This window comes from Pseudomonas sp. RC2C2, assembly GCF_018390435.1.
In the GTDB taxonomy this organism is placed as follows: domain Bacteria; phylum Pseudomonadota; class Gammaproteobacteria; order Pseudomonadales; family Pseudomonadaceae; genus Aquipseudomonas; species Aquipseudomonas donghuensis.
The window spans coordinates 3,147,090-3,170,286 of record NZ_JAHBAX010000001.1 but is presented as its reverse complement, the minus strand read 5'-3'; the positions used below and the strand labels follow the sequence as shown (position 1 = coordinate 3,170,286).

At 63.2% G+C, this 23,197-nt stretch carries 18 protein-coding genes and 3 pseudogenes; 7 read left to right on the top strand and 14 right to left on the bottom strand.

The features are described from left to right. The first annotated feature begins 156 nt into the window (after positions 1-156). Positions 157-885 carry a sulfate transporter CysZ gene (gene cysZ, locus KHO53_RS14580; protein WP_010223550.1) on the top strand — a complete coding sequence of 243 codons (729 nt, stop codon included), beginning with the start codon at positions 157-159 and terminating at the stop codon, positions 883-885. 39 nt (positions 886-924) lie between these two features. On the opposite strand, the pseudogene KHO53_RS26015 reads toward cysZ, so the two are convergent. Both KHO53_RS26015 and KHO53_RS26010 read right to left on the bottom strand, forming a co-directional pair. Beyond that, positions 925-1,284: pseudogene (locus tag KHO53_RS26015) on the bottom strand (methyl-accepting chemotaxis protein); the annotation flags it as partial. 231 nt (positions 1,285-1,515) lie between these two features. Beyond that, positions 1,516-2,151: pseudogene (locus KHO53_RS26010) on the bottom strand (PAS domain-containing protein); the annotation flags it as partial. A gap of 267 nt (positions 2,152-2,418) precedes the next feature. On the opposite strand from KHO53_RS26010, the gene KHO53_RS14570 reads away from it, so the two are divergent. Next, a complete protein-coding gene (locus tag KHO53_RS14570; RefSeq protein WP_036993864.1) occupies positions 2,419-3,636 on the top strand; it encodes a glycosyltransferase family 4 protein in 1,218 nt (405 codons plus the stop codon). Here KHO53_RS14570 and KHO53_RS14565 read toward each other — a convergent pair. From KHO53_RS14565 to KHO53_RS14555, 3 genes are all read right to left on the bottom strand, one after another. Further along, positions 3,605-4,708 carry an NADH:flavin oxidoreductase gene (locus tag KHO53_RS14565; protein ID WP_213570445.1) on the bottom strand — a complete coding sequence of 368 codons (1,104 nt, stop codon included), beginning with the start codon at positions 4,706-4,708 and terminating at the stop codon, positions 3,605-3,607. The two genes, KHO53_RS14570 and KHO53_RS14565, sit on opposite strands and share 32 nt — an antisense overlap. 149 nt (positions 4,709-4,857) lie before the next feature. Further along, on the bottom strand, positions 4,858-5,340 hold the full coding sequence (locus KHO53_RS14560) for a glutathione peroxidase (RefSeq protein WP_010225806.1): 483 nt from the start codon (positions 5,338-5,340) through the stop codon (positions 4,858-4,860). A 153-nt stretch (positions 5,341-5,493) separates the two neighbouring features. After that, positions 5,494-5,979 (bottom strand): FKBP-type peptidyl-prolyl cis-trans isomerase, encoded by a 486-nt coding sequence (locus KHO53_RS14555; protein WP_010225804.1) that lies wholly within the window; start codon positions 5,977-5,979, stop codon positions 5,494-5,496. Here KHO53_RS14555 and KHO53_RS25615 point away from each other — a divergent pair. The 4 genes and pseudogenes from KHO53_RS25615 to KHO53_RS14540 all read left to right on the top strand — a co-directional run. Then, positions 5,948-6,064: pseudogene (locus KHO53_RS25615) on the top strand (DUF3565 domain-containing protein); the annotation flags it as partial. The gene KHO53_RS14555 and the pseudogene KHO53_RS25615 sit on opposite strands and share 32 nt — an antisense overlap. Positions 6,065-6,157: 93 nt before the next feature. After that, a complete protein-coding gene (gene pta / locus KHO53_RS14550; RefSeq protein ID WP_010225802.1) occupies positions 6,158-8,254 on the top strand; it encodes a phosphate acetyltransferase in 2,097 nt (698 codons plus the stop codon). Between the two features lie 2 nt (positions 8,255-8,256). Beyond that, positions 8,257-9,159 carry a 1-acylglycerol-3-phosphate O-acyltransferase, YihG family gene (yihG, locus tag KHO53_RS14545; RefSeq protein WP_010225801.1) on the top strand — a complete coding sequence of 301 codons (903 nt, stop codon included), beginning with the start codon at positions 8,257-8,259 and terminating at the stop codon, positions 9,157-9,159. 68 nt (positions 9,160-9,227) lie between these two features. Then, on the top strand, positions 9,228-9,812 hold the full coding sequence (locus tag KHO53_RS14540; RefSeq protein ID WP_159388111.1) for a hypothetical protein: 585 nt from the start codon (positions 9,228-9,230) through the stop codon (positions 9,810-9,812). Positions 9,813-9,924: 112 nt separating this feature from the next. Here the strand turns inward: KHO53_RS14540 and KHO53_RS14535 are convergent, their stop codons facing one another. The 6 genes from KHO53_RS14535 to KHO53_RS14510 all read right to left on the bottom strand — a co-directional run bounded on the left by KHO53_RS14535 (position 9,925) and on the right by KHO53_RS14510 (position 14,862). After that, positions 9,925-10,242 (bottom strand): DUF3077 domain-containing protein, encoded by a 318-nt coding sequence (locus tag KHO53_RS14535; protein ID WP_010225799.1) that lies wholly within the window; start codon positions 10,240-10,242, stop codon positions 9,925-9,927. A 439-nt stretch (positions 10,243-10,681) separates the two neighbouring features. Then, positions 10,682-11,377 (bottom strand): YiaD family glycine zipper/OmpA-like lipoprotein, encoded by a 696-nt coding sequence (locus KHO53_RS14530; protein WP_010225798.1) that lies wholly within the window; start codon positions 11,375-11,377, stop codon positions 10,682-10,684. 95 nt (positions 11,378-11,472) lie between these two features. Further along, positions 11,473-12,117, bottom strand: a complete 645-nt coding sequence (locus tag KHO53_RS14525) for an MBL fold metallo-hydrolase (protein ID WP_010225797.1) — start codon at positions 12,115-12,117, stop codon at positions 11,473-11,475. Between the two features lie 65 nt (positions 12,118-12,182). Further along, the gene (locus KHO53_RS14520) at positions 12,183-12,569 is read right to left on the bottom strand and encodes a hypothetical protein (RefSeq protein ID WP_213570444.1); all 387 of its coding nucleotides are present in this window, start codon (positions 12,567-12,569) and stop codon (positions 12,183-12,185) included. Further along, complete coding sequence (locus KHO53_RS14515) at positions 12,566-13,258, bottom strand: sensor histidine kinase (protein ID WP_010225795.1); 693 nt, start codon at positions 13,256-13,258, stop codon at positions 12,566-12,568. The genes KHO53_RS14520 and KHO53_RS14515 overlap by 4 nt, the downstream gene beginning before the upstream one ends. Further along, entirely contained in the window at positions 13,255-14,862 is a 1,608-nt protein-coding gene (locus tag KHO53_RS14510; RefSeq protein ID WP_010225793.1) for a tetratricopeptide repeat-containing response regulator, read from the bottom strand. Before KHO53_RS14510 ends, KHO53_RS14515 begins: the two co-directional genes overlap by 4 nt. Before the next feature lie 431 nt (positions 14,863-15,293). On the opposite strand from KHO53_RS14510, the gene KHO53_RS14505 reads away from it, so the two are divergent. Further along, complete coding sequence (locus KHO53_RS14505; protein WP_213570443.1) at positions 15,294-16,787, top strand: aldehyde dehydrogenase family protein; 1,494 nt, start codon at positions 15,294-15,296, stop codon at positions 16,785-16,787. Positions 16,788-16,858: 71 nt separating this feature from the next. On the opposite strand, the gene KHO53_RS14500 is transcribed toward KHO53_RS14505, so the two are convergent. From KHO53_RS14500 to KHO53_RS14490, 3 genes are all read right to left on the bottom strand, one after another. After that, a complete protein-coding gene (locus KHO53_RS14500; protein ID WP_213570442.1) occupies positions 16,859-18,763 on the bottom strand; it encodes a sigma-54-dependent Fis family transcriptional regulator in 1,905 nt (634 codons plus the stop codon). 118 nt (positions 18,764-18,881) lie between these two features. Then, positions 18,882-21,602: a winged helix-turn-helix domain-containing protein gene (locus KHO53_RS14495; protein ID WP_010225788.1), complete on the bottom strand. Its 2,721-nt coding sequence runs from the start codon at positions 21,600-21,602 to the stop codon at positions 18,882-18,884. Between the two features lie 205 nt (positions 21,603-21,807). Next, a complete protein-coding gene (locus KHO53_RS14490; RefSeq protein ID WP_010225787.1) occupies positions 21,808-23,172 on the bottom strand; it encodes a DUF1329 domain-containing protein in 1,365 nt (454 codons plus the stop codon). Positions 23,173-23,197: the final 25 nt, after the last annotated feature.

Genomic DNA, 23,197 nt, shown 5'->3' with positions numbered 1-23,197 from the left:
TATCAACAAAAGCGCTCGTGGTTTATCTATGAAGCCCTGCCCGGGATGCTGCCGAGGTTTTGTTACAGCCCGTTTCTCGCTCTGCACCGCGCTTTCGCCAGGCGCACAAACTCGGTAAGGTCAGCGCGTTTGCCTTTACCCGGAGCCTTCCCCTTTATGCAAGCCCCTGTCCTCTCTGGCCCACAGTACCTGCGCGAAGGGCTGAAACTGGTCCTGAGCCCGAGCCTGCGCCTGTTCGTGTTGCTGCCGCTGGCGGTCAACCTGCTGCTGTTCGTCGGCCTGATCTACTTTGCCGGCCATCAGTTCAGCCTCTGGGTCGATTCGCTGATGCCCAGCCTGCCGAGCTGGCTGAGCTTTCTCAACTACGTGCTGTGGCCGCTGTTCGTGGTTTTGGTCGGGCTGATGGTGTTCTTCACCTTTACCATGCTGGCCAACGTCATTGCCGCGCCGTTCAATGGTTTCCTGGCAGAAAAGGTCGAAGTGGTGGTGCGCGGCACCGATGACTTCCCGGCCTTCAGCTGGGCGGAGCTCATGGCCATGGTGCCACGCACCCTCGGTCGCGAGGCGCGCAAGCTCGGCTACTTCCTGCCACGGGCGATCGGCCTGTTCATCCTCTCGCTGATCCCGGTGGTGAACATCATCGCCGCGCCGCTGTGGCTGCTGTTCGGTATCTGGATGATGGCTATCCAGTACATCGACTACCCGGCGGATAACCACAAGATGAGCTGGCAGGACATGCTCGCCTGGCTGCGCGAAAAACGCTGGCAGAGCCTGGGCTTTGGCGGTTCGGTGTACCTGGTGTTGCTGGTGCCCTTCCTCAACATCCTGATGATGCCGGCCGCAGTGGCCGGCGCCACGCTGTTCTGGGTGCGCGAACGCACCTGAGCCCTGGCCGCGTAGCCGCCCGGCTACGCGGCGCAGCCATCAGTTCGACAGCTGGTTGGAGAACTGCCCCACCGCATTGACTACCTTCTGCGCACCGTCCTGAATCTCGACGATCACCGTACCGGTCTGCCCGGCCAGGGACAGGCCCTGCTCGGCCTGGCGCTTGCTGCTGTCGATGATATCCACCGCCGCCTTGGCCAATTGCTCATTCTGCTGCACCACGCGAGCGATTTCTTCGGTGGCGGTGCTGGTGCGCGAGGCCAGTTGCCGGACCTCGTCGGCAACCACGGCAAAGCCGCGCCCCTGCTCGCCGGCACGGGCGGCTTCGATGGCGGCGTTGAGGGCCAGCAAGTTGGTCTGCCCGGCGATGTCGCTGATGGTCTTGATGATCGAACCGATCACCTGCGACTGCTTGTCCAGCGCCTCGATGCCTTCGGCGGCTTCCTGCATGTAGGTTTCCAGGCCGCGCATGACGTCCACGGTCTGGGTCACCACCTCAGTGGCCTTGCGTGCACAGGCGTCGGTTTCCAGCGAGGTGTTGTAGGCGATGTCGGCAGCCTGGGCTACGGCGGTTTCCTGGTTGACCTGGTCGGTGATCACCGTGGCGAACTTGACCACTTTGTAGAGCACGTCGTGGGCATCGATGATCGGGTTGTAGGACGCCTCCAGCCACACCACACGGCCATGGGCATCGATCCGCTTGAAGCGCTCGGCGACGAACTCACCATGGCGCAGTTTGTCCCAGAAGGCCTGATAGGCCACCGAGTTGTACTCCTCAGGCTCGCAGAACAAGCGGTGGTGCTTGCCCACGACCTGATCGAGCTTATAGCCCATGGTCTGCAGAAAGCGGTCGTTGGCGGTCAGCACTTCACCATTGAGGTTGAACTCGATCACCGCCGTGGAGCGCATCAGCGCCTTGATCAGGCTTTCGTGCTCGCGGGAGGTTTCGATGGTGCGGGTCAGGTCGCTCGAATGCAGGGAGAAGTACTTGATCCGCCCTTCGCTGTTTTTCACCGGCTGCAGGATCGACCGCAACCAGGCTTCCTGGCCATTGCCGCGCAGCAGGCGGAAGGCGCCATTGAGGTGCTCGCCACGGGTGATGGCGTGCTTCATGCGCTGGTAAAAGTCGAGCTGCTTGACGTGCGGGGGAACGATTTCCTCGATGTTGCGACCAATCAGTTGATGGCCGCTATAGAGCATCTCTTTTTCGAAGTTGCTGTTGACCGATTCGATTCGCCCTTGAGGGTCGAGTTGTAACACCAGCATCTCGCTGTCGAGGCTGCTTTTGACCTGTTCCATGGACTGCAGGTCTTCACGCAGCTGGAGGATTTCTTTCTTGAGTTTGCTGTTGAACATGACGCTCTCCCGGAGCGAAACCAGTCATTCGAATGCCTCTGCATCGGCTGCTGGCCAGGCAATCTTGAGTCACTTGCTGGGAAATATTTAAGCGCTGAAAACCGCCGGTAATCAGGCGTCATCGATCTGTCATTTATTGGTCACAGAGCGGCAATCCGGGCGGTCGACACTGGCTTCATGAGCACACCGTCCCTGCATGTCACCCTGATCAGTGAAACCTTCCCACCGGAAATCAACGGCGTGGCCAATACCCTTGGCCGCCTCAGCGATGGCTTGCGCTCGCGCGGTCACCGGGTCGAGCTGGTGCGCCCGCGGCAACTGGCCGAACAGCCCTCTGCCAGCGATGAAAACCTGCTGTTGTGCCGGGGCTGGCCGTTGCCGGGGTATCCGGGTTTGCAGTGGGGCCAGGTGTCGATGCACAAGTTGATCCGCCGCTGGCGCCGGCAACGCCCCGACGTGCTGTACATCGCCACCGAAGGCCCGCTGGGCCTGAGCGCCCTGCGCGCGGCGCGGCGCCTGGGGATTGCTGTGGTCAGCGGTTTTCACACCAACTTCCAGCAATACTCCAGCGAGTACGGCCTGGGCCTGCTGGCGCGCCTGCTGACCCACTACCTGCGCTGGTTCCACCGGCGCACCCACACCACCCTGGTGCCCAGCCTCAGCCAGCGCCTGGAGCTGGAACGGCGCGGCTTCGATAATCTCAGCCTGATGGCCCGCGGGGTCGACAGCCAGCTGTTCAACCCGGCACGGCGCAATCAGGCGTTGCGTGAACAATGGGGCCTGGGCGATGACGATATCGCCCTGCTGCATGTCGGGCGCCTGGCCGCCGAGAAGAACCTCGGTTTGCTCCAGCCGTGCCTGGAGGCCCTGCAGCAGCAGTATCCACAGCGGCGCATCAAGCTGATCGTAGTGGGTGACGGGCCCCAGCGCAGCATGCTTGAACAACACCTGCCGGGCGCAGTGTTCTGCGGCGCCCAGCGTGGCGAAACGCTGGCCGAGCACTATGCCTCGGGGGATGTGTTCCTGTTTCCCAGCCTGACCGAAACCTTCGGCAATGTGGTGCTTGAAGCCCTGGCTTCAGGCCTGGGCGTGGTCGCCTACGATGAAGCGGCAGCAGCCCAGCACATCCGCCACGGGCACAGCGGCGCACTGGCCATGCCGGGTGACGAAGCGGCCTTTATCGATGCCGCCGCCTGGTTGCTGGAAGAGCCGGAAACCCTGCGCCGGGTGCGCCTCAATGCCCGCCAGCACGCCAGCCGCCAGGGCTGGCCGGCGATTGTCGAGCAGTTCGAAGCGCACTTGCAGGCAGCCTGCCGCCAGGGCCAGGGCAACGTTGCGCGCCCGAGCCCGGCAGCACTTGCAATCAAACCAGAGTCGTCAACGCCTCACGGCTGAACGGCAGGATGTCCTGCTCGCGGCCATCACGCACTTTGGCTGCCCAGTCTGGGTCCACCAGCAGCGCCCGGCCGACCGCCACCAGGTCGAACTCGTCGTTGTTCAGGCGCTTGAGCAGGTTCTCAAGGCTAGCCGGCTGTGCCACTTTGTCGGTGGCGACCATGAACTGCAGGAACTCGCCATCCAGGCCGACGCTACCGACGGTGATGGTCGGCTTGCCGGTGAGCTGGCGGGTCCAGCCGGCCAGGTTGAGGTCCGAGCCTTCGAACTCCGGCTCCCAGAAGCGCCGGGTCGAGCAATGGAAGATATCCACACCGGCGTCGACCAACGGCTGCAGGAACGCCCCCAGCGCCTCGGCGCTCTGCACCAGGCGCGCGCTGTAATCCTGCTGCTTCCACTGCGAGAAGCGGAAAATGATCGGGAAGTCCGGGCCCACCGCCGCGCGCACCGCCTCAATCAGCTCGATGGCAAATCGCGAACGGCCAGCCAGGTCGCCACCATACTCGTCGCTGCGCTGGTTGCTGGCGTCCCAAAAGAACTGGTCGATCAGGTAGCCATGGGCGCCATGGATCTCGACACCGTCCATGCCAATGGCCTGGGCGTCGCGGGCAGCCTGAGCAAAAGCCTCGATCACTTCACGGATATCGGCCTTGGTCATGCCGTGCACCACCACCTGGCCATCCTTGAGCTTCTCGCTCGGACCATGGCCCGACACGCTGGCATCCGGCTCGGTGCCCAGGCGGCGCACGCTACCCACGTGCCAGAGCTGCGGAACGATGCGTCCGCCTTCGGCATGCACGGCTTCGACGACTTTTTTCCAGCCGGCCAGGGCGTCTTCCCCGTAAAAACGCGGCACATTCGGGTAGCCATTGGCGGCTTTGTGGCCGACCGTGGTGCCTTCAGTGATGATCAGGCCGACGCCTGCCGCGGCGCGGCGGCGGTAGTATTCCACCACTTGCGCGTGCGGTACGCCGCCAGGGCAGAAGGTACGGGTCATCGGTGCCATGACCACCCGGCTTGGCAGCGCGAGGGTGCCCAGTTGGAAGGGAGTGAAGAGTGCGTTGGCGGACATGGGGCGCTCCAGGGAATGGGGAATGCGCCTGAGGATAGGGGGAGCCGTTCGGGTGGCCCAGTACTATTGATCTGGGTGATTGAACAGCATCGCGGGGCAAGCCCGCTCCTACACTTCTGTAGGAGCGGGCTTGCCCGCGATAGGGCCGATCAGGCCAAAGCCTTCTCGATCGCCTGCACCACTGTCGGATCATCCGGCGCGGTACGTGGCGAGAAACGCGCCAGCACGCGGCCGTCCTTACCGACCAGAAACTTCTCGAAGTTCCAGGTGATATCGCCCGGAAACTCGGCGCCTTCACCCGCCAGCAAGCGATACAGCTGATGACGGTCGTGGCCGTTGACTTCAAGCTTGCTGCCCAACGGAAAGCTCACGCCGTAGTTCAGGCTGCAGAACTTCTGGATTTCTTCTTCAGTCCCTGGCTCCTGGCCGGCAAACTGGTTGCACGGCAGGCCCAGCACACTGAAGCCTTTGCCCTTGTACTGCTGATAGAGGTTTTCCAGCGCCGCATACTGTGGGGTCAGGCCACACTTGGAGGCGACATTGACCACCAGCACCACCTGGCCCTTGAACGGCGCCAGAGGCAACTCCTGGCCATTCAGTGCCTGCAGCTTCAGGTCGTGAAATGCACTCATGACGTACTCCCCTTTCCAGATCCCGGTTGCCGCTGCGAGCTGCAATCAGTAAAACCAGCCCATCAAAAAGGCGCCCTGCCAAGCCGTCTTCCCCTGCTGGAGCGACGGACTTGCCCGGGCGCCTTCGCGACTCTCTGAGCTTAGCGCAGAAAATCAGTGGTGATGGCCACCTTCGCCATGGACGTGGCCATGGGCTACTTCTTCTTCGCTGGCATCACGCACGTTGACGACCTTGACCTTGAAGTTCAGGCGCTGGCCAGCCAGTGGGTGGTTGCCGTCGACGGTGACGTCGTCGCCGTCCAGGTCGCGAATGGTGACGATCTGCATCTGGCCATCCGGCGCCGAAGCGTGGAACTGCATGCCCACTTCCAGCTCGTCGACACCTTCGAACATGCTGCGGTTCAGGGTGCTGACCAGCTCGGCCAGGTATTCGCCGTAGGCGTCTTCCGGCTCGACGGCAACGTCCAGCTCGTCACCGGTGGTTTTACCTTCCAGGGCTTTTTCCAGGCCCGGAATGATGTTGCCTGCGCCATGCAGGTAGACCAGCGGAGCGCCGCCGGCGGAGCTGTCGATGACCTCACCAGCGTCGTTGGTCAGGGTATAGTCGATGGAGACAGCCTTTTTGGCGGCGATCAGCATGGGGCGAGACCTTTTGCATAAGAATGTAGAACGAACAAGTGTAACCAAGGCCTCGCCTGAAAGCGAACGCAACCCGGACAAACGGGTTGCCGGATATTTGCGACGGGTGCGCTCGGGGGGTCGATAGCGATACCCTTGGCAATTGATTCTTTTGCACAGCTCATTTCGAGAAGCTCGCATGCAGACATTTTTTATCGCGCCGACCGACTTTGGCGTCGGCCTGACCTCCATCAGCCTGGGCCTGGTGCGCACCCTGGAGCGTGCCGGGTTGAAGGTTGGCTTCTTCAAGCCGATTGCCCAGCCGCACCCGGGCGATACCGGCCCGGAACGCTCCACCGAACTGGTTGCCCGCACCCATGGCCTCAAGCCACCGCAGCCGCTGAGCCTGGCCCATGTCGAGCGTATGCTGGGCGACGGCCAGCTGGATGAGCTGCTCGAGGAAATCATTACTCTCTACCAGCAGGCCTGCATCGGCAAGGACGTGGTGGTGGTCGAAGGCATGGTCCCGACCCGCCACGCCAGCTACGCCGCGCGGGTCAACCTGCACCTGGCCAAGAGCCTGGATGCCGAAGTGATCCTGGTGTCGGCACCGGAAAACGAGGTGCTCACCGAGCTGTCCGGGCGCGTCGAACTGCAGGCCCAGCTGTTTGGCGGGCCACGCGACCCGAAAGTGCTCGGGGTAATTCTCAACAAGGTGCGCACCGACGAGGACATGAGCGCCTTCGCCGCGCGCCTGGTCGAGCATTCGCCGCTGCTGCGCGGCGGCGACTTCCGCCTGCTCGGCTGCATCCCCTTCCAGGCCGGCCTCAACGACCCACGCACCCGCGACGTGGCCGAACTGCTCGGCGCCCAGGTACTCAATGCCGGCGACTACGAAACCCGGCGGATGAACAAGATCATCATCTGCGCCCGCACCGTGGCCAATACCGTGCCGCTGCTCAAGCCCGGCACGCTGGTGGTGACCCCGGGGGATCGCGACGACATCATCCTCGCCGTGAGCCTGGCGGCGATCAACGGTGTACCGCTGGCGGGCCTGCTGCTGACCAGCGACAGCAAGCCCGACCCGCGCATCCTTGAACTGTGCCAGGGCGCGCTGCTGGCCGGCTTGCCGGTCCTGTCGGTAAGCACCGGCTCCTACGACACCGCCAACCAGCTCAACGGCCTGAACAAGGAAATCCCGGTGGATGACCGCGAGCGCGCGGAGCTGATCACCGATTTCGTCGCCAGCTACCTGGACGCCGACTGGCTGCACCAGCGCTGCGGCACCCCGCGCGAGCTGCGCCTGTCGCCAGCCGTGTTCCGCTACCAGTTGATCCAGCGCGCCCAGCAGGCCAACAAGCGCATTGTCCTGCCCGAAGGCGCCGAGCCGATGACCGTGCAGGCCGCCGCCATCTGCCAGGCCCGCGGTATTGCCCGCTGTGTGCTGCTGGCCAAGCCCGACGACGTTCAGGCCGTGGCCCGCGCCCAGGGCATTACCTTGCCCGAAGGCCTGGAGATCCTTGACCCGGACCTGATCCGCGAGCGCTACGTCGAGCCGATGGTCAGCCTGCGCAAGAGCAAGAGCCTCAATGCACCGATGGCCGAGCAACAACTGGAAGACCCGGTGGTGATCGGCACCATGATGCTGGCCCTGGACGAGGTCGACGGCCTGGTGTCGGGCCTGGTGCACTCCACCGCCAACACCATCCGCCCGGCCCTGCAACTGATCAAGACCGCGCCGGGCTGCAGCCTTGTGTCGTCGGTGTTCTTCATGCTGTTCCCCGAGCAGGTGCTGGTGTACGGCGACTGCGTGATGAACCCGCACCCAACGGCCCATGAGCTGGCGGAAATCGCCCTGCAGAGCGCCGACTCCGCCGAAGCCTTCGGTATTGCCCCGCGGGTGGCGATGATCAGCTACTCCAGCGGTGATTCGGCCAGTGGCGAAGAGGTCGAGAAGGTTCGCGAAGCCACCCTGCTGGCCCAGGAAACCCAGCGCGGCCTGCTGATCGACGGCCCCTTGCAGTACGACGCTGCGGCCAACCTGGACATCGCCCGGCAACTGGCGCCCAACAGTCAAGTGGCCGGCCGCGCCACCGTGTTCGTGTTCCCCGACCTGAACACCGGCAACACCACCCACAAGGCCGTGCAGCGCAGCGCCGATTGCGTAAGCCTGGGGCCGATGCTGCAAGGCCTGCGCAAGCCGGTCAACGACCTGCCGCGCGGCGCCCAGGTCGACGACATCGTCTACACCATCGCCCTGACCGCCATTCAGGCCAACCGCTCACTGGATAGTTGAACATGCTCGGATTGCTACCCGCGCCGCTGCGCGGGGTTATCGCCTCGTTGCTGCTGGGGCTCAACACCATCGTCTGCTGCACCCCGTTGTTCATCGTCAGCCTGTTCAAGCTGTTGCTGCCGTTCGCCGCGGCGCAGCGGCTCACCGATGAACTGATGCGCCACATCCACGAAACCTGGATCAGCAACAACAACGCCTGGATCAACCTGCTGGGCAAGGCCCGCTGGCAGGTCGAGGGCCTGGCCGGGCTGGACTACCAGCACAGCTACCTGGTCACCAGCAACCACCAGAGCTGGGTCGATATCCTGGTACTGCAGTACGTGCTCAACCGCCGTATCCGCCCGCTGAAGTTCTTCCTCAAGCAGGTACTGATCTGGGTGCCGGTGATCGGCCTGGCCTGGTGGGCGCTGGGCTTCCCGTTCATGAAGCGCTACTCCAAGGCGTACCTGGCCAAGCACCCGGAAAAGGCCGGCAAGGACCTGGAAACCACCCGCCGCACCTGCGCCAAGTTTCGCGGCAAGCCGACGGCAATCTTCAACTTCGCCGAAGGCACGCGGTTCACGCAGGCCAAGCATCGCCAGCAGCAGTCGCCGTTCAAGCACTTGCTCAAGCCCAAGGCCGGCGGTATTGCCTTTGTGCTCGATGCCATGGGCGAGCAACTGCAGTCGATCATCAACGTCACCATTCACTATCCAAACGGGGCGCCAGGCTTCTGGGACTTGCTGTGCGGGCGGGTCAGGCACATTGTCGTGCACTTCGAGGAACTGGCGATTCCGGCCGAGTTCCTGGGCAGGAACTACGACCAGGATGAGACCTATCGCCTGGCCTTCCAGCAATGGATCAACCAGCTGTGGAGCGATAAGGACGCCTTGCTCGAACGGCTGCGACAAAACGCCGACGGGTAATTTGCCGGACAGCATCTATGCTCACTTCCTACGATGATTTCACTAGCAATCACAAGGAACGTAAGCCTATGAAACCGCTGCGCCGCTTTGCCCATGCTTTTGCTGTTGTTTCACTTCTGTCTGCAGCCAGTTTCACGGTGCAGGCAGAAGACATCCTGATCGACGCTGTCGCCACTGAGGATGTGGTCAATACCAAAGTCCTTGCCGTTGACCTCGATAAGCGCGTCGTTACGGTGGCAGGGCCTGAGAACTCTGAGGTGCCGATCCAGGTGAGCGAACAGGCCAAGGACCTGCATAACCTCAAGGTCGGCGACCTGGTCAACATCACAGTCAACCGCTCGGTTGCTACTGTGCTCGAAACCGACCTCACCAAGGCCCCGGGCATCAGCAAGGAGGCCGGTGTCATTCGCGCCACCAAGGACAACCCTAACCCAGGTGGTGAGGCATTTCGGCAGATCAAGGTCACCTCGAAGATCACCAAGATCGACCTGAAAACCCATGAGGTAACGCTGACGCCACCTGAGGGCCCGCAAAAGGTCGTGAAGGTCGAAGACCCTGACCTTCAGGCCCGCATGAAAAATCTCAAGGTCGGCCAGTCTGTGGTCATCGTTTATACCGATGTACTGACAATCACTACCAGAAGCCCAAGCTGAGTCGCCTGACCTACCGTATCGCCGGCAAAGCCGGCTTCCACAATTAATCTGGGCACACACCGGACCTGTGGGAGCTGGCCTTGCCAGCGATCGAGCGCAACGCGCTCGCAACTCAGGCGCCGCCTGGCATCCTGATCACACGGCTCTCCAGCCCATCGAGCAACGCATCAATCAATGCCTTGGCCATTTCATGGGAATGCAGGGTCGCCTGAAGAAACCCTCGCCCCGGCTCACAGGTATGCTCGACCGCCAGCGGCCCGGTCAGGCTTGCGCACTTCAAATACAGCGATGCATGCACCAGCGCATCTTCGACATTGACCCCGGCGCGCACGGCGAATAACTGTGGATGACCAGCATCGCAGAGGCCGAATGGGGTTTCTGTGGTTTCGAGAAGGTGGAATTCAGGTGGGTCTGGAACGATTTTTTTCATGATGAAGCTCCTTTTGGAATGGAGCAGCCACCGACTCGTCGCCAAACGAAGGGGTGGCGGCTGTACGCGGATTGGCGAACCGAGCCAAAAGGGAAACCCGGCAGGGCCGAAGCCCTCCCGCGCACAGCCACCATAAAGTGAAGTCAGCGCAACTTAACGCCGACAAGCATTCACATGGTGCAGTCTTTTGTTTGCTCCAGGTCGCCAAACCCGATCGCTGATACATCAGCGACCCGGTGAGCCTAGTGGCGTACTTCCCCCGGAGCAATCATCTGCAGGGCGACAGAATTCGTAGGATAGGTCCTAGGACGCTCAAACTACCAGCCCAAGGCTGTTGCAGGATGCTAACCAGGCCTCTGTGAGAGCTGGCTTGCCAGCGATGAGGCCACTGCAGGCACAAAAAAGGGGAGCCAGGCTCCCCTTTCTTACATCTTGCAACTTACTGGTACTGCTGCCCAGGAATCGGCTTGAGGTTGACCTCTACCCGACGGTTCTGCGCGCGGCCGTTGGCGTCGGCGTTGCTGGCGATCGGCTGGTCCGGGCCCAGGCCACGGGCGCTGACGCGGCTCGGGTCAACACCCTGGGAGGTCAGGTAGCTGACCACCGATTGCGCCCGACGTTGCGACAGGTCCATGTTGTGCTGACGGCTGCCGGTACTGTCGGTGTAGCCGACCACTTCAATGGTGTTCTGGTTGAACTGCTTGAAGGAGTTGGCCAGGTTGTTCAGCGGCGAGTAGAAGCTCGGGGCAATGTTGGCCGAGTCGGTGGCGAAGGTGATGTTACCCGGCATGATCAGCTTGATCTGATCGCCCTGGCGTTGAACCTCGACACCGGTGTTGGCCATGCTCTCACGCAGGGCAGCTTCCTGCTTGTCGGCGTAGTAGCCATAACCTGCGGCGGCGGCGCCCACCGCGGCAGCGCCGATCAGCGCACCCTTGCCGCGGTTGTTATGGTCGATGGCGGCACCGGCAATGGCACCGGCCAGCGCGCCCAGGCCGCCGTACTTGGCAGTTTTGCTCATCCCTGTGGAACCCTGCTGCGCCTGACCCTGGCTGTCATACGGGTTGGGGCTGGCACAACCGGACATCAGCGCGGCAGCGGTAGCGACGATAATCAAACGACGCATGGTGAACATGGACAAGCTCCTACTGTAATTCGAAAGTGCAGCGGATCTGATTCGGATCTATGCCAGCCTTGGATTGCAGCAAAGCAGAAAAATTCCCTGAAACTTCACGCGCGCACGAACGGGTTCTGGCGCATCTCATCACCCAGGCGGGTATCCGGCCCATGTCCGGTCACCACCGTGGCCTCTTCATCCAGGCTGTACAAGCGCTGCTTGATAGAACGAACGATAGTCGCCTGATCACCACCCCACAAATCGGTGCGACCAATCCCACGGCGAAAAAGCGTATCGCCTGCAATCAGCAGCTTGGCCTCGGCGAACCAGAAACTCATCGAGCCCGGCGTGTGCCCCGGGGTGTGCAAGGCCACGCCACAGCCGCAGGCCAGTTCTTCGTCATCGGCCAGCCAGCGGTCCGGCGCCGGCACCGGAGTGTAGGGCACGCCGAACATCTGGCACTGCATTTCCAGGTTGTCCCAGAGGAACTGGTCGTCCTTATGCAGGTGCAGGGTGGCGCCGGTCTTCTCCTTCAACTGCCCGGAGGCGAGGAAATGATCCAGATGCGCGTGGGTATGGATGATGCTCACCACCTTCAGGCCATGGGCATCCAGGCGGGCGAGGATCTGCTCGTGATTGCCACCCGGATCGACGACGATGGCCTTTTTGCTGATCGGGTCACCGATGATGGTGCAGTTGCACTGCAACGGGCCGACGGGGAAGGTTTCGCGGATCAGGGCGGGTTTAGCCGGGTTCATGGGGCAATCCTGTGGAGCAAAGGGTGGAGTGTCGCACAGCCTTCCACCTCCGGCGACGACACTCGTCACTTCACCTCAAGGCGATACTCGCGATCCGCACTCAAGCCAGCACACTGCGTACCAAACGTCCCCACCGACACCACGAAGTGATAGACCCCCGCACGTTGCGGTGTGCCGACCAATGTCGCGTCAGGCCTGCGGCCCTGGTGCTGCAGTGTCAGCCCTGGCGGTAAGGGTTCGGCATAGAAGCCACTCACCGGCGAACTGCTGGCGATGAGCGTGATCTGCGCCTGATAGGGCTGCCCCACCCTCGCCAGCGGCAAGGCTTCAGGGGAGAGCGTCGGCTGCGCACGCAAAGCGCAGCTGACCAGGGTAATCGGGTACAGGGCAATCTGACACCCGCTCAATGGCAGCAACAGCCCGGCCAACAGCCCGCGGGATAACCACTTCACGGCAAATAGAGCCTGAAAAGCCCCCCGCCCAACACCCCGCCGTTGGCAATCTCGATCCGCCCCTTGACGCCGTTGCGCTCGTGCAGAGCGGCAATCCGCGCCGCGAAGTATAGCCCCAGGCCGGTGCTGCCGCTCTTGCCGTCGATACCCTGCACATACTCCTGCTGACGCTCGAGCATGCGCGCCGGGAAGCCCGGTCCGTCATCGTTGATGCTCAGCAGCAGTTGTTCGCCTTCGTCGCTGACGCTGATCAACAAGGTATGCCCGGCATAACGAATGGCGTTGTTGAGGATGTTGGCCACTACCGAGCCAACCAGTTCGCGGTCGAAGAAACCCAGCGGGCTTGCGGTTTCAATGCGCCAGCTGGCGAGGATGTCGCGGTGCTGCAGCAGGTTCTGCTGGGCCGCCAGCTGGGCTTCGATGAAATCGTCGAGCTCGTGATAGTCGGGGCACATGGGCAGTTGGTTGACGCCCAGCTTGTACAAGCCCAGCAACTGCACCAGCATGCCGTTGAGGTGGCTGAATTCGTGCTCCATCACCCCCTGTTCGCTGCCGCTGCGCAACGCTTCGGGCAGGCGCGCCAGCCACTGGCTGTGGGCCTGGGTCAGGGCCGCCAGGGAGTTCTTCATGTCGTGTACGGTGGAGGCGATCACCGTGGAGAAATCCAGCCCCTGGTTGTCCTGGTTCATGCGCCAAAGGCCCGGATGTGCAGTTTGCGGTAGCGATCGTAACGGTTGTCGCTTTTCGGGATGCCGGTCACGCTGCCCAGGCAGGCACGGCACTCGTCCATGATCGCCGGCGGCGGTGCCTCGCCACCGATGCGCAGCAGCGCCTGGGCGGTGTTGAGGGCAATACTGATGTTCTTCGGCTGCAGCGTCAGGGCCCGGCGGAACTGCGCCAGCGCTTCGCTGAGCTGGCCGGCCTGGTAACTGCGAACGCCCTGGCGGTTAAGGTCGACCGCTTCGGTCACCGCGCCCAACACGTTCGGATCATCGGTCAGTTGTGCCACGCTCTGCATGACCTTGGGGTCGTCGCCGTAGGTCTCCACGCAGCCCTTGAGAATAGAGGTGCCGGCGGCCTCCTGGCCGAGCTTTTGCAACTGCGTGGCCACCACCAACGCGGCTTCCACCGAGAAAAACTGGTCCATTTTCTCCAGCCGGGCCATGGCCTGTTCGGTCAGCTTGGCGGCGGTTTCGGCGTCGCCAGCCTGCTGCAGGCTGGCGGCTTTCATCAACCGTGCGCGCACCTGCAGCCCCTGGTCTTCGACGTTCTCTTTGGCCACTTCGCTGAGCACGGTGTTGATCTCGACCCGGGTACGTGCATCCAGGCCGTTGCCGGCGTTCTTGTTCATCAGCGCCTGCACCAGCCCGAGGTTGCTCTCCGGGTCTTTGTAACGCGAGCTCTGGCCCTGGTTGACGGCGTGCCGGTAGGCCTTGGACGAGGTGTCGTAGTCGTCGTTGCTCAGGGCCAGCTTGCCCAGCATCATCTGCCGGCGTACGGCCAACGGTGAAAGGCGCACGGCCTCTTCCAGCACACCCTGGGCGCGCTTGCTTTCACCCAGGGCCACCAGCACCTCGGCCAGGCCATCGTACAGCCCGGGCATCATCGGGAAAGCCTTGAGTGCTTGTTCGTATACGCCCTGGGCCTGGGCCAACTGGTTGCGCTTGTACAACAGGTTGCCCAGGGCGGCATAGGCCCAGGGCGTGGCGCGGCTGGCGATGATGGTGGTGAGGAACTTCTCCAGCTCATCGACGCGGTTGAGGTCGCGCAAGGCATCGGCGCGATAACGCAGGCACAGCGGCGCGAAGCGCGGGTCCTTCTTGCACAGCTCGGCACAGGCCGCCAGCACCTCGGCCGGACGGCCGCGGTCCAGGGCCTGGAGGATCGGTTTGAGCAAGGTCTTGCGCTGCACCAGTTTTTCCAGGCGCTGAGCCAGGCCGATGCGGTTGAACGGCTTGGTCAGGTAGGCGTCGGGCTCGTGCTCCAGGGCGCTGAGGACAATCGCCTGGCTGCTTTCGGCAGTGACCATGAGGAACACGCACTCATGACTGATCAGTTTGTCGAGGATCAGGTCCTCGAGCACCTGCTGGCCGTTCTTCTTGCCATCGCCCAGGTGGAAGTCTTGAAGGATAAAGTCGTAACGTTTCTGCGCGCACATGCGCAGTGCCTGCTCGCCACTGTCGGCGGTGTCGACATCGCGCACGCCCAGTTCGCGCAACATCGAGCGGGCCGAGCTGCGAAAATCGGAGAAGTCATCGACAATCAGAAAGCTTTTTTGGCTGTAGACCTGCATCCACGAAACCTGTCATGGCAAATGAAAAAATAGACGCAGAGGCACCTTCACGGACAGGCTCGGCTTCGCGGGTAGATTCGCTGCGGCAATGAATCGGCCCGCACTCGCAGAGTATCGGCCACACAGGGCGATAGCTTGAGGCTTGCGCTGCGCATATTTGGCGCACGATCGTACCAGCAATGGCGCAAATAATAGCACTATGCTATCACCGTTCATGCTAAGCACAGAGTAAAGCGCCGCGCCCCTGTTGCGGACAACGGTGCTGAGGTGACGATACATACCGACCCGTCTCACCACTGTCTCAAAATGAGACGGAGCATCCCGGCGACAGGCTGCCAACTTTGCCCGACAGCGCCTGAAAACAGGGACTTCGCCACTTTGGCACACGCGTTGCGAACACCCGGCACTCACTCACAACAATGAGGTTTGCCATGTCCACCACTGCCCCCCTGCACCCCGACGCCGAAGCCTTCATTCGCCGCGCCCCACGCATGCTGATTGGCGCCGACTGGGTCGACTCCAGCGATGGCGCCCGCCTGACCCTGCGCAACCCGGCCAACGGCGAGAACCTCTGCGAGGTGCCCGCCGCCACCCCGGCCGATGTCGACCGCGCGGTACACGCCGCCCGCCAGGCGTTCGATGACTCCGCCTGGAGCCGCACCCGCCCACGCGAGCGGCAGAACCTGCTGTGGCGCCTGGCCGACCTGCTTGAGCGCGACGGCGAAATCCTCGCCCAGCTCGAATGCCTGAACAACGGCAAGAGTGCCATGGTAGCCCGGGCCATGGACGTGCAGCTGTCGATCGACTTTCTGCGCTATATGGCCGGCTGGGCCACCAAGATCGAAGGCAGCACCGTCGAGGTGTCGATGCCGTTGATGCCCGCCGATCAGTTCCACGGGTTCGTGCGCCGTGAAGCGGTCGGCGTGGTCGGCGCCATCGTCGCCTGGAACTTCCCCCTGCTGCTGGCCTGCTGGAAGCTCGGTCCGGCCCTGGCCACCGGCTGCACCATGGTCCTCAAGCCTGCCGATGAAACCCCGCTGAGTGCTCTGAAACTGGCCGAACTGGTACTGGAAGCGGGTTACCCGGCGGGGGTCTTCAACGTCGTGACCGGCACCGGCCTGGTCGCCGGCGATGCCCTGACCCGCAACCCGCTGGTCGACAAACTGACCTTCACCGGCTCCACCGCCGTGGGCAAGACCATTGGCAAGATCGCCATGGACTCCATGACCCGGGTCACCCTGGAACTGGGCGGCAAATCACCGACCATCGTCATGGCCGACGCCGATCTGGCCAGCGCCGCCGCTGGCGCCGCCAGCGCGATCTTCTTCAACCAGGGCCAGGTGTGCTGTGCCGGTTCCCGCCTGTACGTACAGCGCAAGCATTTCGACAATGTGGTGGCCGATATCGCCGGCATCGCCAATGCCATGAAACTCGGCAACGGCCTGGACCCCAGCGTGGAAATGGGGCCACTGATCTCCGCGCGCCAGCAGAAGCGCGTCTACGACTACATCGAGCAAGGCCGCAGCAGCGGTGCGACCATCGCCTGCGGTGGCGAGCAATTCGGCCCCGGTTACTTCGTCAAGCCAACGGTGATTGTCGATGTCGACCAGCGTCACCCGCTGGTACAGGAAGAAATCTTCGGCCCGGTGCTGGTGGCCATTCCGTTCGATGACGAAGCTGACGCGGTGCGCATGGCCAACGACAGCCCCTACGGCCTGGGTGCGAGCATCTGGTCCAACAACCTGGGCGCGGTGCACCGGATGATCCCGCAGATCCGCTCGGGCTCGGTATGGGTCAACTGCCACAGCGCCCTCGACCCGGCGTTGCCGTTCGGCGGCTACAAGATGTCGGGGGTCGGTCGGGAAATGGGCGCAGCGGCCATCGAGCACTACACCGAGCTCAAGTCGGTGCTGATCAAGCTGTAACCCTCAGAGTGGCAATGCGCTGTTGCTGGCCGCGCTCGCCCAACGGGCGGTCGAGGCCAGCAGGCGCTGGATCAAGGCGGCGTCTGCTTGAGCTTGCGGTACAGGGTTGCACGGCTGATGCCCAGGGCCTCGGCTGCCGCAGTGACATTGCCAGCATGGCGTTCCAGGGCCTGGCGAATCAGCACGCTCTGGCTGTCACGCATGCGTGTGCTGGGCGGCCGGGCGCTGTCGCGCAATTCGTCGAGCAGGTTGTCGGGCAGGTGATCCAGGCCCAGTTCCTGTTCACCGGCTTCACGCATGGCCAGCAGCAAGCGCAAGGTCATTTCCAGCTGACGGATGTTGCCCGGCCAGTGATAGCCGGCGAACAATGCACTCAGCTCGCTCGAAAGCTCGACGCCCTGGCCACCGAGGCGATCAAGCAGGCTGCGCACCAGCGCCGGCAGGTCTTCGCGCTCCCGCAACGCGGGCAACTGCACGCTGATGCCATGGATACGGTAAAAAAGGTCTTCACGAAACTGCTGGCTTTGCACCTGGGCCTTGAGGTCGCGATGGGTGGCGCAGATCAGGGCGATATCCAGGTCTTGCTCCTGGCCCGCGCCCAACGGCGCAACCTTGCGCTCCTGCAACACCCGCAGCAGGCGGGCCTGCAAGGCCAGCGGCATATCGCCAACTTCGTCCAGAAACAGCGTACCGCCATGGGCCTGCTGCAGGCGCCCGATCATGCCGCCGCGACGCGAGCCGGTGAACGCCCCTTCACGGTAGCCGAACAGCTCCGACTCGATCAGGCCTTCAGGGATCGCCGCGCAGTTCACCGCCACAAAGGGCTTGCCGGCGCGCGCGCTGTCCTGATGCAGGGCGCGCGCTACCACTTCCTTGCCGCTGCCGGTCTCGCCCAGCAGCACCACCGGCAGGCCGTTGGCCAAGCCCTGACGCGCCATGCGCAGGGCCCTGGCGTGGCGGCTGTTGCCGGCGCCAAGGCGCTCCAGGTCCGGCTGTTGAGTGCTTTGCCGAGGCGCCCGTGCAGCCGGCACGACAACGCTCAGTGGCCGCTGCGGCACCTGCAGGGCCTTGTAGAAAAAACCACCCTTGGCTGTCTCGGTGCTTTCGACACTGCCTGGTTGCACGCGCGCCAGCCATTGCTCCAGGCGCATGCCGAGCAGGCTGTCGCAACGTTGGCCGAGCAGCGCCTCGCGCTGACTGCCGAGCAGTTGGCAGGCCTGATTGCTGGCAGCCAGGATACGCCCGTCCAGGCCCAGTGCCAGCAGGCCCTGCCAAGGGGAGCCGAGGTATTGCCGGCGGCTGTGAAACGCCAACACGATCTGCTGCGGGTAACTGTTGTTGAACAGCTTGCCCTCAATCTGGCTGACCGCCAGGGCGAGCAAGGCAGTGCGGTCCTGCAAGCGGCCCAAGGGCCCTTGGCGGGTCAGGTCGAGCACGCCGAACAGGTCACCTTGCGGGCAGTGGATCGGCACTGAGGTGCAGGAATAATCGCTGAGCCGTTCGAGAAAATGTTCGCCACAATCGATCTGCACCGTGCGCGCCTCCACCAGCGCCGTCCCCAGGGCATTGGTGCCGCATTCGGCTTCACTCCAGCGGGTGCCAGGGACAATCCCCGCCTCGGTGCTGTGGCGCACAACGTCGGCCGGGCCTTCAACGGCCAGGATGGTCGCATCGGCGTTAGCCAGGATGATCAGGGCGTCCTGGCCCTGATGCCCACTCAAGTAATCGAGTTCCGCGGTGGCGGCATCGAGCAGCAAGCGGTTGTTGGCGAGTAACAGATCAAGGTTGGCCACCGGGGCCAGGCCGAGGTCATGCTGACTGTGCACGCCGACGCCATGATCAAGGCTGCGGCGCCAGGAGGCGTCGATTTCGGCACGCAACACGCCTTCCGGCACCTGGCCGTCCACCGCGAGTATTTCCCGGGCTAGGCGTGTACTGGGAGGGAGTGCGATCGTTGTTGTTTGTTGCGGGCTCATCGGCTGCTCCGGATCGGTATCCCGATTCAAGCAAGTCCCACGCCAGCAATGGTCGACGGGGCAAGCGGCTCCCATCCTTTTACGTCAAGGACGGTTGCGCTGCAATCACCCGGTGTCACTATTGCAGCATCCCCAGGGCCTTGGCCCGGGCCACCGCCTGGGTCCGGCGCTCGACGCCCAGCTTGCTGTTGATGTGGCTGGCGTGGGTTTTCACCGTGTGCAGGGAAATGAACAGGCGCTCGCTGATTTCCTGGTTCGAGCAGCCTTGGGCAATCAGCTCCAGCACGGCCATCTCGCGGCTACTCAACGATTCGTTGCCAGCCATCGATTCGACCGATTCAGGCGTCGGCAGCAACCCCAGCAAGCTGCTTTGGGCGGCCCCCTGAGGGTGTTGCAGCAACTGCTCACGCAGCCATTTCGGGTGGTCCTGCAGCAGGCGCTGGAAAGGTTGCAGAACACCGCCGCGCGCGGACTCCAGGGCCAGGCCCAGCAGGTCTCGCGCCTGCGCCTCGTTATTGCTGGCCAGCAGCAGAACCATCCACTGGCACAGCGCAGTGACGCAGAGCATCTGCCCGCCGCTGGCCTGGCCGCGCTCCACCAGTGCCTGCAAGCGGCGCCCGGCCTGTTCCAGACGACCTTGGGTGCGTTCGAGCAAGGCCTGCTGCAGTTCGATATGCAGCGGCAACAACGGGTGGAACTCGGGAGCAGCCGCCGCCTGTTCGCCACCGTAGGTCTGGCCCAGGCGCAACAGCCAGGACTCGGCCAGGTCGGTGCGGCCCTGGGCCAGCCACAGCTCGCACTTGACCAGGGTGATCATCGCCAGATAGAAAATCGGCGGAACGTCCCAGATGTGCATCAGCCGCTCGGCTTCGGCAAGCTCGGCAAAGGCTTCGGCGAAACGCCCTTCGCGGCCATCCAGCGAAGCGATCACGCAATGGCCGATCAGTACGCTGATGTCGCGACAGGCGCGCGCCTCGATCAGCCCGGCGCGCAGGCGGCTACGGCCGGCTTCCGGTTTTAGCCGTGCCGCCAGCAGGTAGCCCTCGTACAGGGTCAACCGCGCTCGTGCCGCGTACAGCCGTTGCGCCGACAAACCCTGCAGGCGCTGCAGGCCCTGGCGCACTTCATCCAGGGCGCGCAGCACCTCACCACGGGCGTGCAGTACCCGCGCGCGGTCGTAATGGGCCAGGGCTTCGAACAAGGGATTGCCGACCCGCTGGGCCAGCTCCAGCGCTTCGCGGTTCCAGCCGCGGGCACGCCAGAAATCGGCATCGGCGATGGCCAGGTTGGACAAGGTCGACAGGCATACCAGACGCTGCCCATAGCGCTTGAACGGCAAGCTGTGCAGCGCCTCGGAGCAGTATTCGAGGGTGCGCTGGCGGTCGCCGCGACCACGGGCAATGACCCCGCTCAACGCCAGCCACTGGGCCAGCATGGATTTCTGCGCGGTGGCTGAAGGCGCCGGCAAAAAACGGCTCAGGTGGCTGGCCAGCTCTTCGGCGGCATCCAGTTGCCCGGCCAGGCCCAGGGCCCAGCTGTACAGCACGATCAGCCGCGGCGTGCTGATCAGCAGGCTGTCGGGCAGGTCCATCTTCCAGCGCAGGAGCATGCCGACGTTCTGCTCGGCCAGCAGTTGCTCCTCGGACAGGTTCTGCACCAGGTTGGCGGCCACATCCAGGTGCCCGGCACGCAAGGCCTGCTCGACGGCTTCATCGAGCAGGCCCTGGCCATGGAACCAGCGACAAGCGCGCAGGTGCAGGCTCGACAACGGCAGGCTGGCCTGGCGGGTGCGCAGCAGGTCGGAGAACAAGTGATGATAACGGAACCAGCGCCCGTGCTCGTCCAGCGGCACCAGGAACACCTGGTGTGCCTGCAGGTATCGAAGGATCTCGGCACTGTCATGGCTTTCGCGCAGGGCGTCACAGAGCTCGGCGCAAAAGCGCTCCTGGCAGGCGGTGTCGTATAGAAACCCCTGCACTTCGGCGGGCAGCATCTCGATCACTTCTTCGAGCAGGTAGTCACGAATCAGCCCTTCGCCGCCATGCAGGGCCTGAGGCAAGGCACTGTCGGCCCCCGCCTCGTTGGCGGCGAGCAACCAGAAACGCAAACCGGCGACCCAGCCATCGCTGCGCTGGATCAGGTTGTCCAGCGCCTGTCCACGCAGCACGCTGGGTTGCTGGCCAAGCACGGCGAGGGATTCATCGGTGGTCAGGCGCAAGTCCTGCTCATTGAGTTCGAGCAACTGGCGCGACAGACGCAGGCGCGCCAGGTGCCAGTCTGGCCGCTGCCGGCTGGTCACCAGCAGCACCAGGCCAGGCGGCAGGTGATTGAGGAAAAACTGCAGGCAGCGATCGAGCACCGGGCCCTGGGCCAGGTGGTAATCATCCAGCACCAGCAGCAAGGGGTTGTGCGGCTGCAGGTGCCGGGCCAGCTCATCGAGCAGGCCGTCGAGCCATTCTTCGAAGGCGAACGGCTGATGCCGCTGGCGCATTTTCAGCAGGCCCAGGGCCTGGCCGCCAAGCGCCGGGCAGTACTGCTGCAAGCCTTCGAGCAAGCGCTCAAGAAAGCGCCCGGGGTCGTTGTCGCGCCGGCTCAGCCCCAGCCACAGGCTGCTCCAATGGTTGGGCAGCCCCTGGCAGAACTCCACCGCCAATGAACTTTTACCGAAGCCTGCCGGTGCGTTGACCAGCAACAAGCGCCCACCGAGCCCCGCGTGCAAACGCTGGCACAAGCGCGCTCGCGGTACATAGCCTTCGGGCAATGGCGGACGAAAGAAGCGGCCCTCCAGGACGCTCATGGCCTGGCTGGCGAACCCTTGCGTACGGGACAGATCAGTCATGGCCGGCTCGTTCTAGTTAGGGAATCTTCGGCAGTACGGATCAAGGCAGACTAACGGGTTAAACCGCACATTTGAAGATGATTGCCCCTTTATGCCGAAAAAAGACTACAACAAAAAACGACAAACCTGAGCGGGTCACGCTGCGCAAACAGAAACGCCCCGGCAAGCCGGGGCGTTCTGGGAGATCACACGGAGGTTTTAAAGCTTAGCGCACACCTTCCTGGCGAAGCGCGGCAGGCTGGAAGTCAGCCTTGGAGGCAGTGAAGCCAAAGTCGTAGGCTCTCTTTTCCTCGTTCTTCATGCCCAGAGCCAGGTAACGACCCGATTGCAGGTCGTAGATGACTTCCAGGGCGTACCACGGCACCTGGACGTTGTAGTAGTCCTGGGAGTGGGCCTCGGACACGCGCCACAGCTGGTTGCGGCCGTCGTACTGGTCGATCACCGCGGCTTGCCAGGTGTCTTCGTCGATGTAGAAGTCACGCTTGGCGTAGATATGGCGCTGGCCCGGTTTCAGGGTCGCAACCACATGCCATACCCGGCGCAGCTCGTAACGGGCGAGGTCCTGGTTGATGTGCCCGGCCTTGATGATGTCGGCGTACTTGAGCTTTGGATCGTCGAGCTTGTAGCTGTTGGAGGCAATGTACAGCTCTTTCTTGCCTTCCAGCTTCCAGTCGTAGCGATCCGGCGCACCGTTGTACATGTCCAGGTTATCGGAGGTGCGCAGGCCGTCGGCAGCAGTACCCGGGCCGTCATAGGAAACCTGTGGCGCAGCCCGTACCCGACGCTGGCCGGCGTTGTAGACCCACGCTTTGCGAGGCTCTTTGACCTGGTCCAGGGTTTCATGCACCAGCAGTACGGTACCGGCCAGACGCGCTGGCGCCGTCACCTTCTGTTTGAAGTAGAACAGTACGTTGCCCGGGTTGGCCGGATCGTAATCCTTCATCCGGTCACGGAAAACGAACTGGTCCTGGAAGTACACCAGGCTGTACGAGCCGTTTTGCTGCGGCGTGGCCTGGGTTACCAGACGGGTCACGCTGCCGCCACGGTAGCGGGTGATGTGGTTCCAGATCACTTCCACGCCGCTTTTCGGAATCGGGAACGGTACGGCGTTGTCGAAGTTCTCCAGGCCGTTGCCACCACCGACCAGGTTGGTGCTGGTGGCGTTTTTCTTGATCGCGGCAAACACTGCATCCGGCACGGTGGAACCGCGGTGGGTCGGGTACACCGGAATCTTGAAGGTGTCCGGATAGCGCTTGAACATAGCGACCTGGCCTGGGGACAGTTTGTCCTTGTACTGGTCGACGTTCTGCGCGGTGATGGTGAACTTCGGTTGCTCGTTGCCGTACGGGTCGGAAAGGAAGCCCTTGCCGTCGACGCTACCGGCGCCGGTGGACAGCGGCTTCCAGGCGGTGATCGAGCCGTCGGCGTTACCGGCCTTTTCCGCCCCCATCGGCGTCAGGCTCGCGCCCAGCTTGGCCGCCTCGTCGGCGGAAACCGCCGCCATGACACTGGTCGCCAACAGGGACAGGCCCAGTACACCGGCTTGCAGCAGAGTCTTGGTTGTTTTCATCTTCATGGTCGTCCTGAATCCGAAT

Bases quoted from the DNA above. Each gene is read 5' to 3' on its own strand.
- cysZ (WP_010223550.1), top strand. From the start codon at position 157: ATGCAAGCCCCTGTCCTCTCTGGCCCACAGTACCTGCGCGAAGGGCTG.
- KHO53_RS14570 (WP_036993864.1), top strand. From the start codon at position 2,419: ATGAGCACACCGTCCCTGCATGTCACCCTGATCAGTGAAACCTTCCCA.
- KHO53_RS14565 (WP_213570445.1), bottom strand. From the start codon at position 4,708: ATGTCCGCCAACGCACTCTTCACTCCCTTCCAACTGGGCACCCTCGCG.
- KHO53_RS14560 (WP_010225806.1), bottom strand. From the start codon at position 5,340: ATGAGTGCATTTCACGACCTGAAGCTGCAGGCACTGAATGGCCAGGAG.
- KHO53_RS14555 (WP_010225804.1), bottom strand. From the start codon at position 5,979: ATGCTGATCGCCGCCAAAAAGGCTGTCTCCATCGACTATACCCTGACC.
- pta (WP_010225802.1), top strand. From the start codon at position 6,158: ATGCAGACATTTTTTATCGCGCCGACCGACTTTGGCGTCGGCCTGACC.
- yihG (WP_010225801.1), top strand. From the start codon at position 8,257: ATGCTCGGATTGCTACCCGCGCCGCTGCGCGGGGTTATCGCCTCGTTG.
- KHO53_RS14540 (WP_159388111.1), top strand. From the start codon at position 9,228: ATGAAACCGCTGCGCCGCTTTGCCCATGCTTTTGCTGTTGTTTCACTT.
- KHO53_RS14535 (WP_010225799.1), bottom strand. From the start codon at position 10,242: ATGAAAAAAATCGTTCCAGACCCACCTGAATTCCACCTTCTCGAAACC.
- KHO53_RS14530 (WP_010225798.1), bottom strand. From the start codon at position 11,377: ATGTTCACCATGCGTCGTTTGATTATCGTCGCTACCGCTGCCGCGCTG.
- KHO53_RS14525 (WP_010225797.1), bottom strand. From the start codon at position 12,117: ATGAACCCGGCTAAACCCGCCCTGATCCGCGAAACCTTCCCCGTCGGC.
- KHO53_RS14515 (WP_010225795.1), bottom strand. From the start codon at position 13,258: ATGAACCAGGACAACCAGGGGCTGGATTTCTCCACGGTGATCGCCTCC.
- KHO53_RS14510 (WP_010225793.1), bottom strand. From the start codon at position 14,862: ATGCAGGTCTACAGCCAAAAAAGCTTTCTGATTGTCGATGACTTCTCC.
- KHO53_RS14505 (WP_213570443.1), top strand. From the start codon at position 15,294: ATGTCCACCACTGCCCCCCTGCACCCCGACGCCGAAGCCTTCATTCGC.
- KHO53_RS14500 (WP_213570442.1), bottom strand. From the start codon at position 18,763: ATGAGCCCGCAACAAACAACAACGATCGCACTCCCTCCCAGTACACGC.
- KHO53_RS14495 (WP_010225788.1), bottom strand. From the start codon at position 21,602: ATGACTGATCTGTCCCGTACGCAAGGGTTCGCCAGCCAGGCCATGAGC.
- KHO53_RS14490 (WP_010225787.1), bottom strand. From the start codon at position 23,172: ATGAAAACAACCAAGACTCTGCTGCAAGCCGGTGTACTGGGCCTGTCC.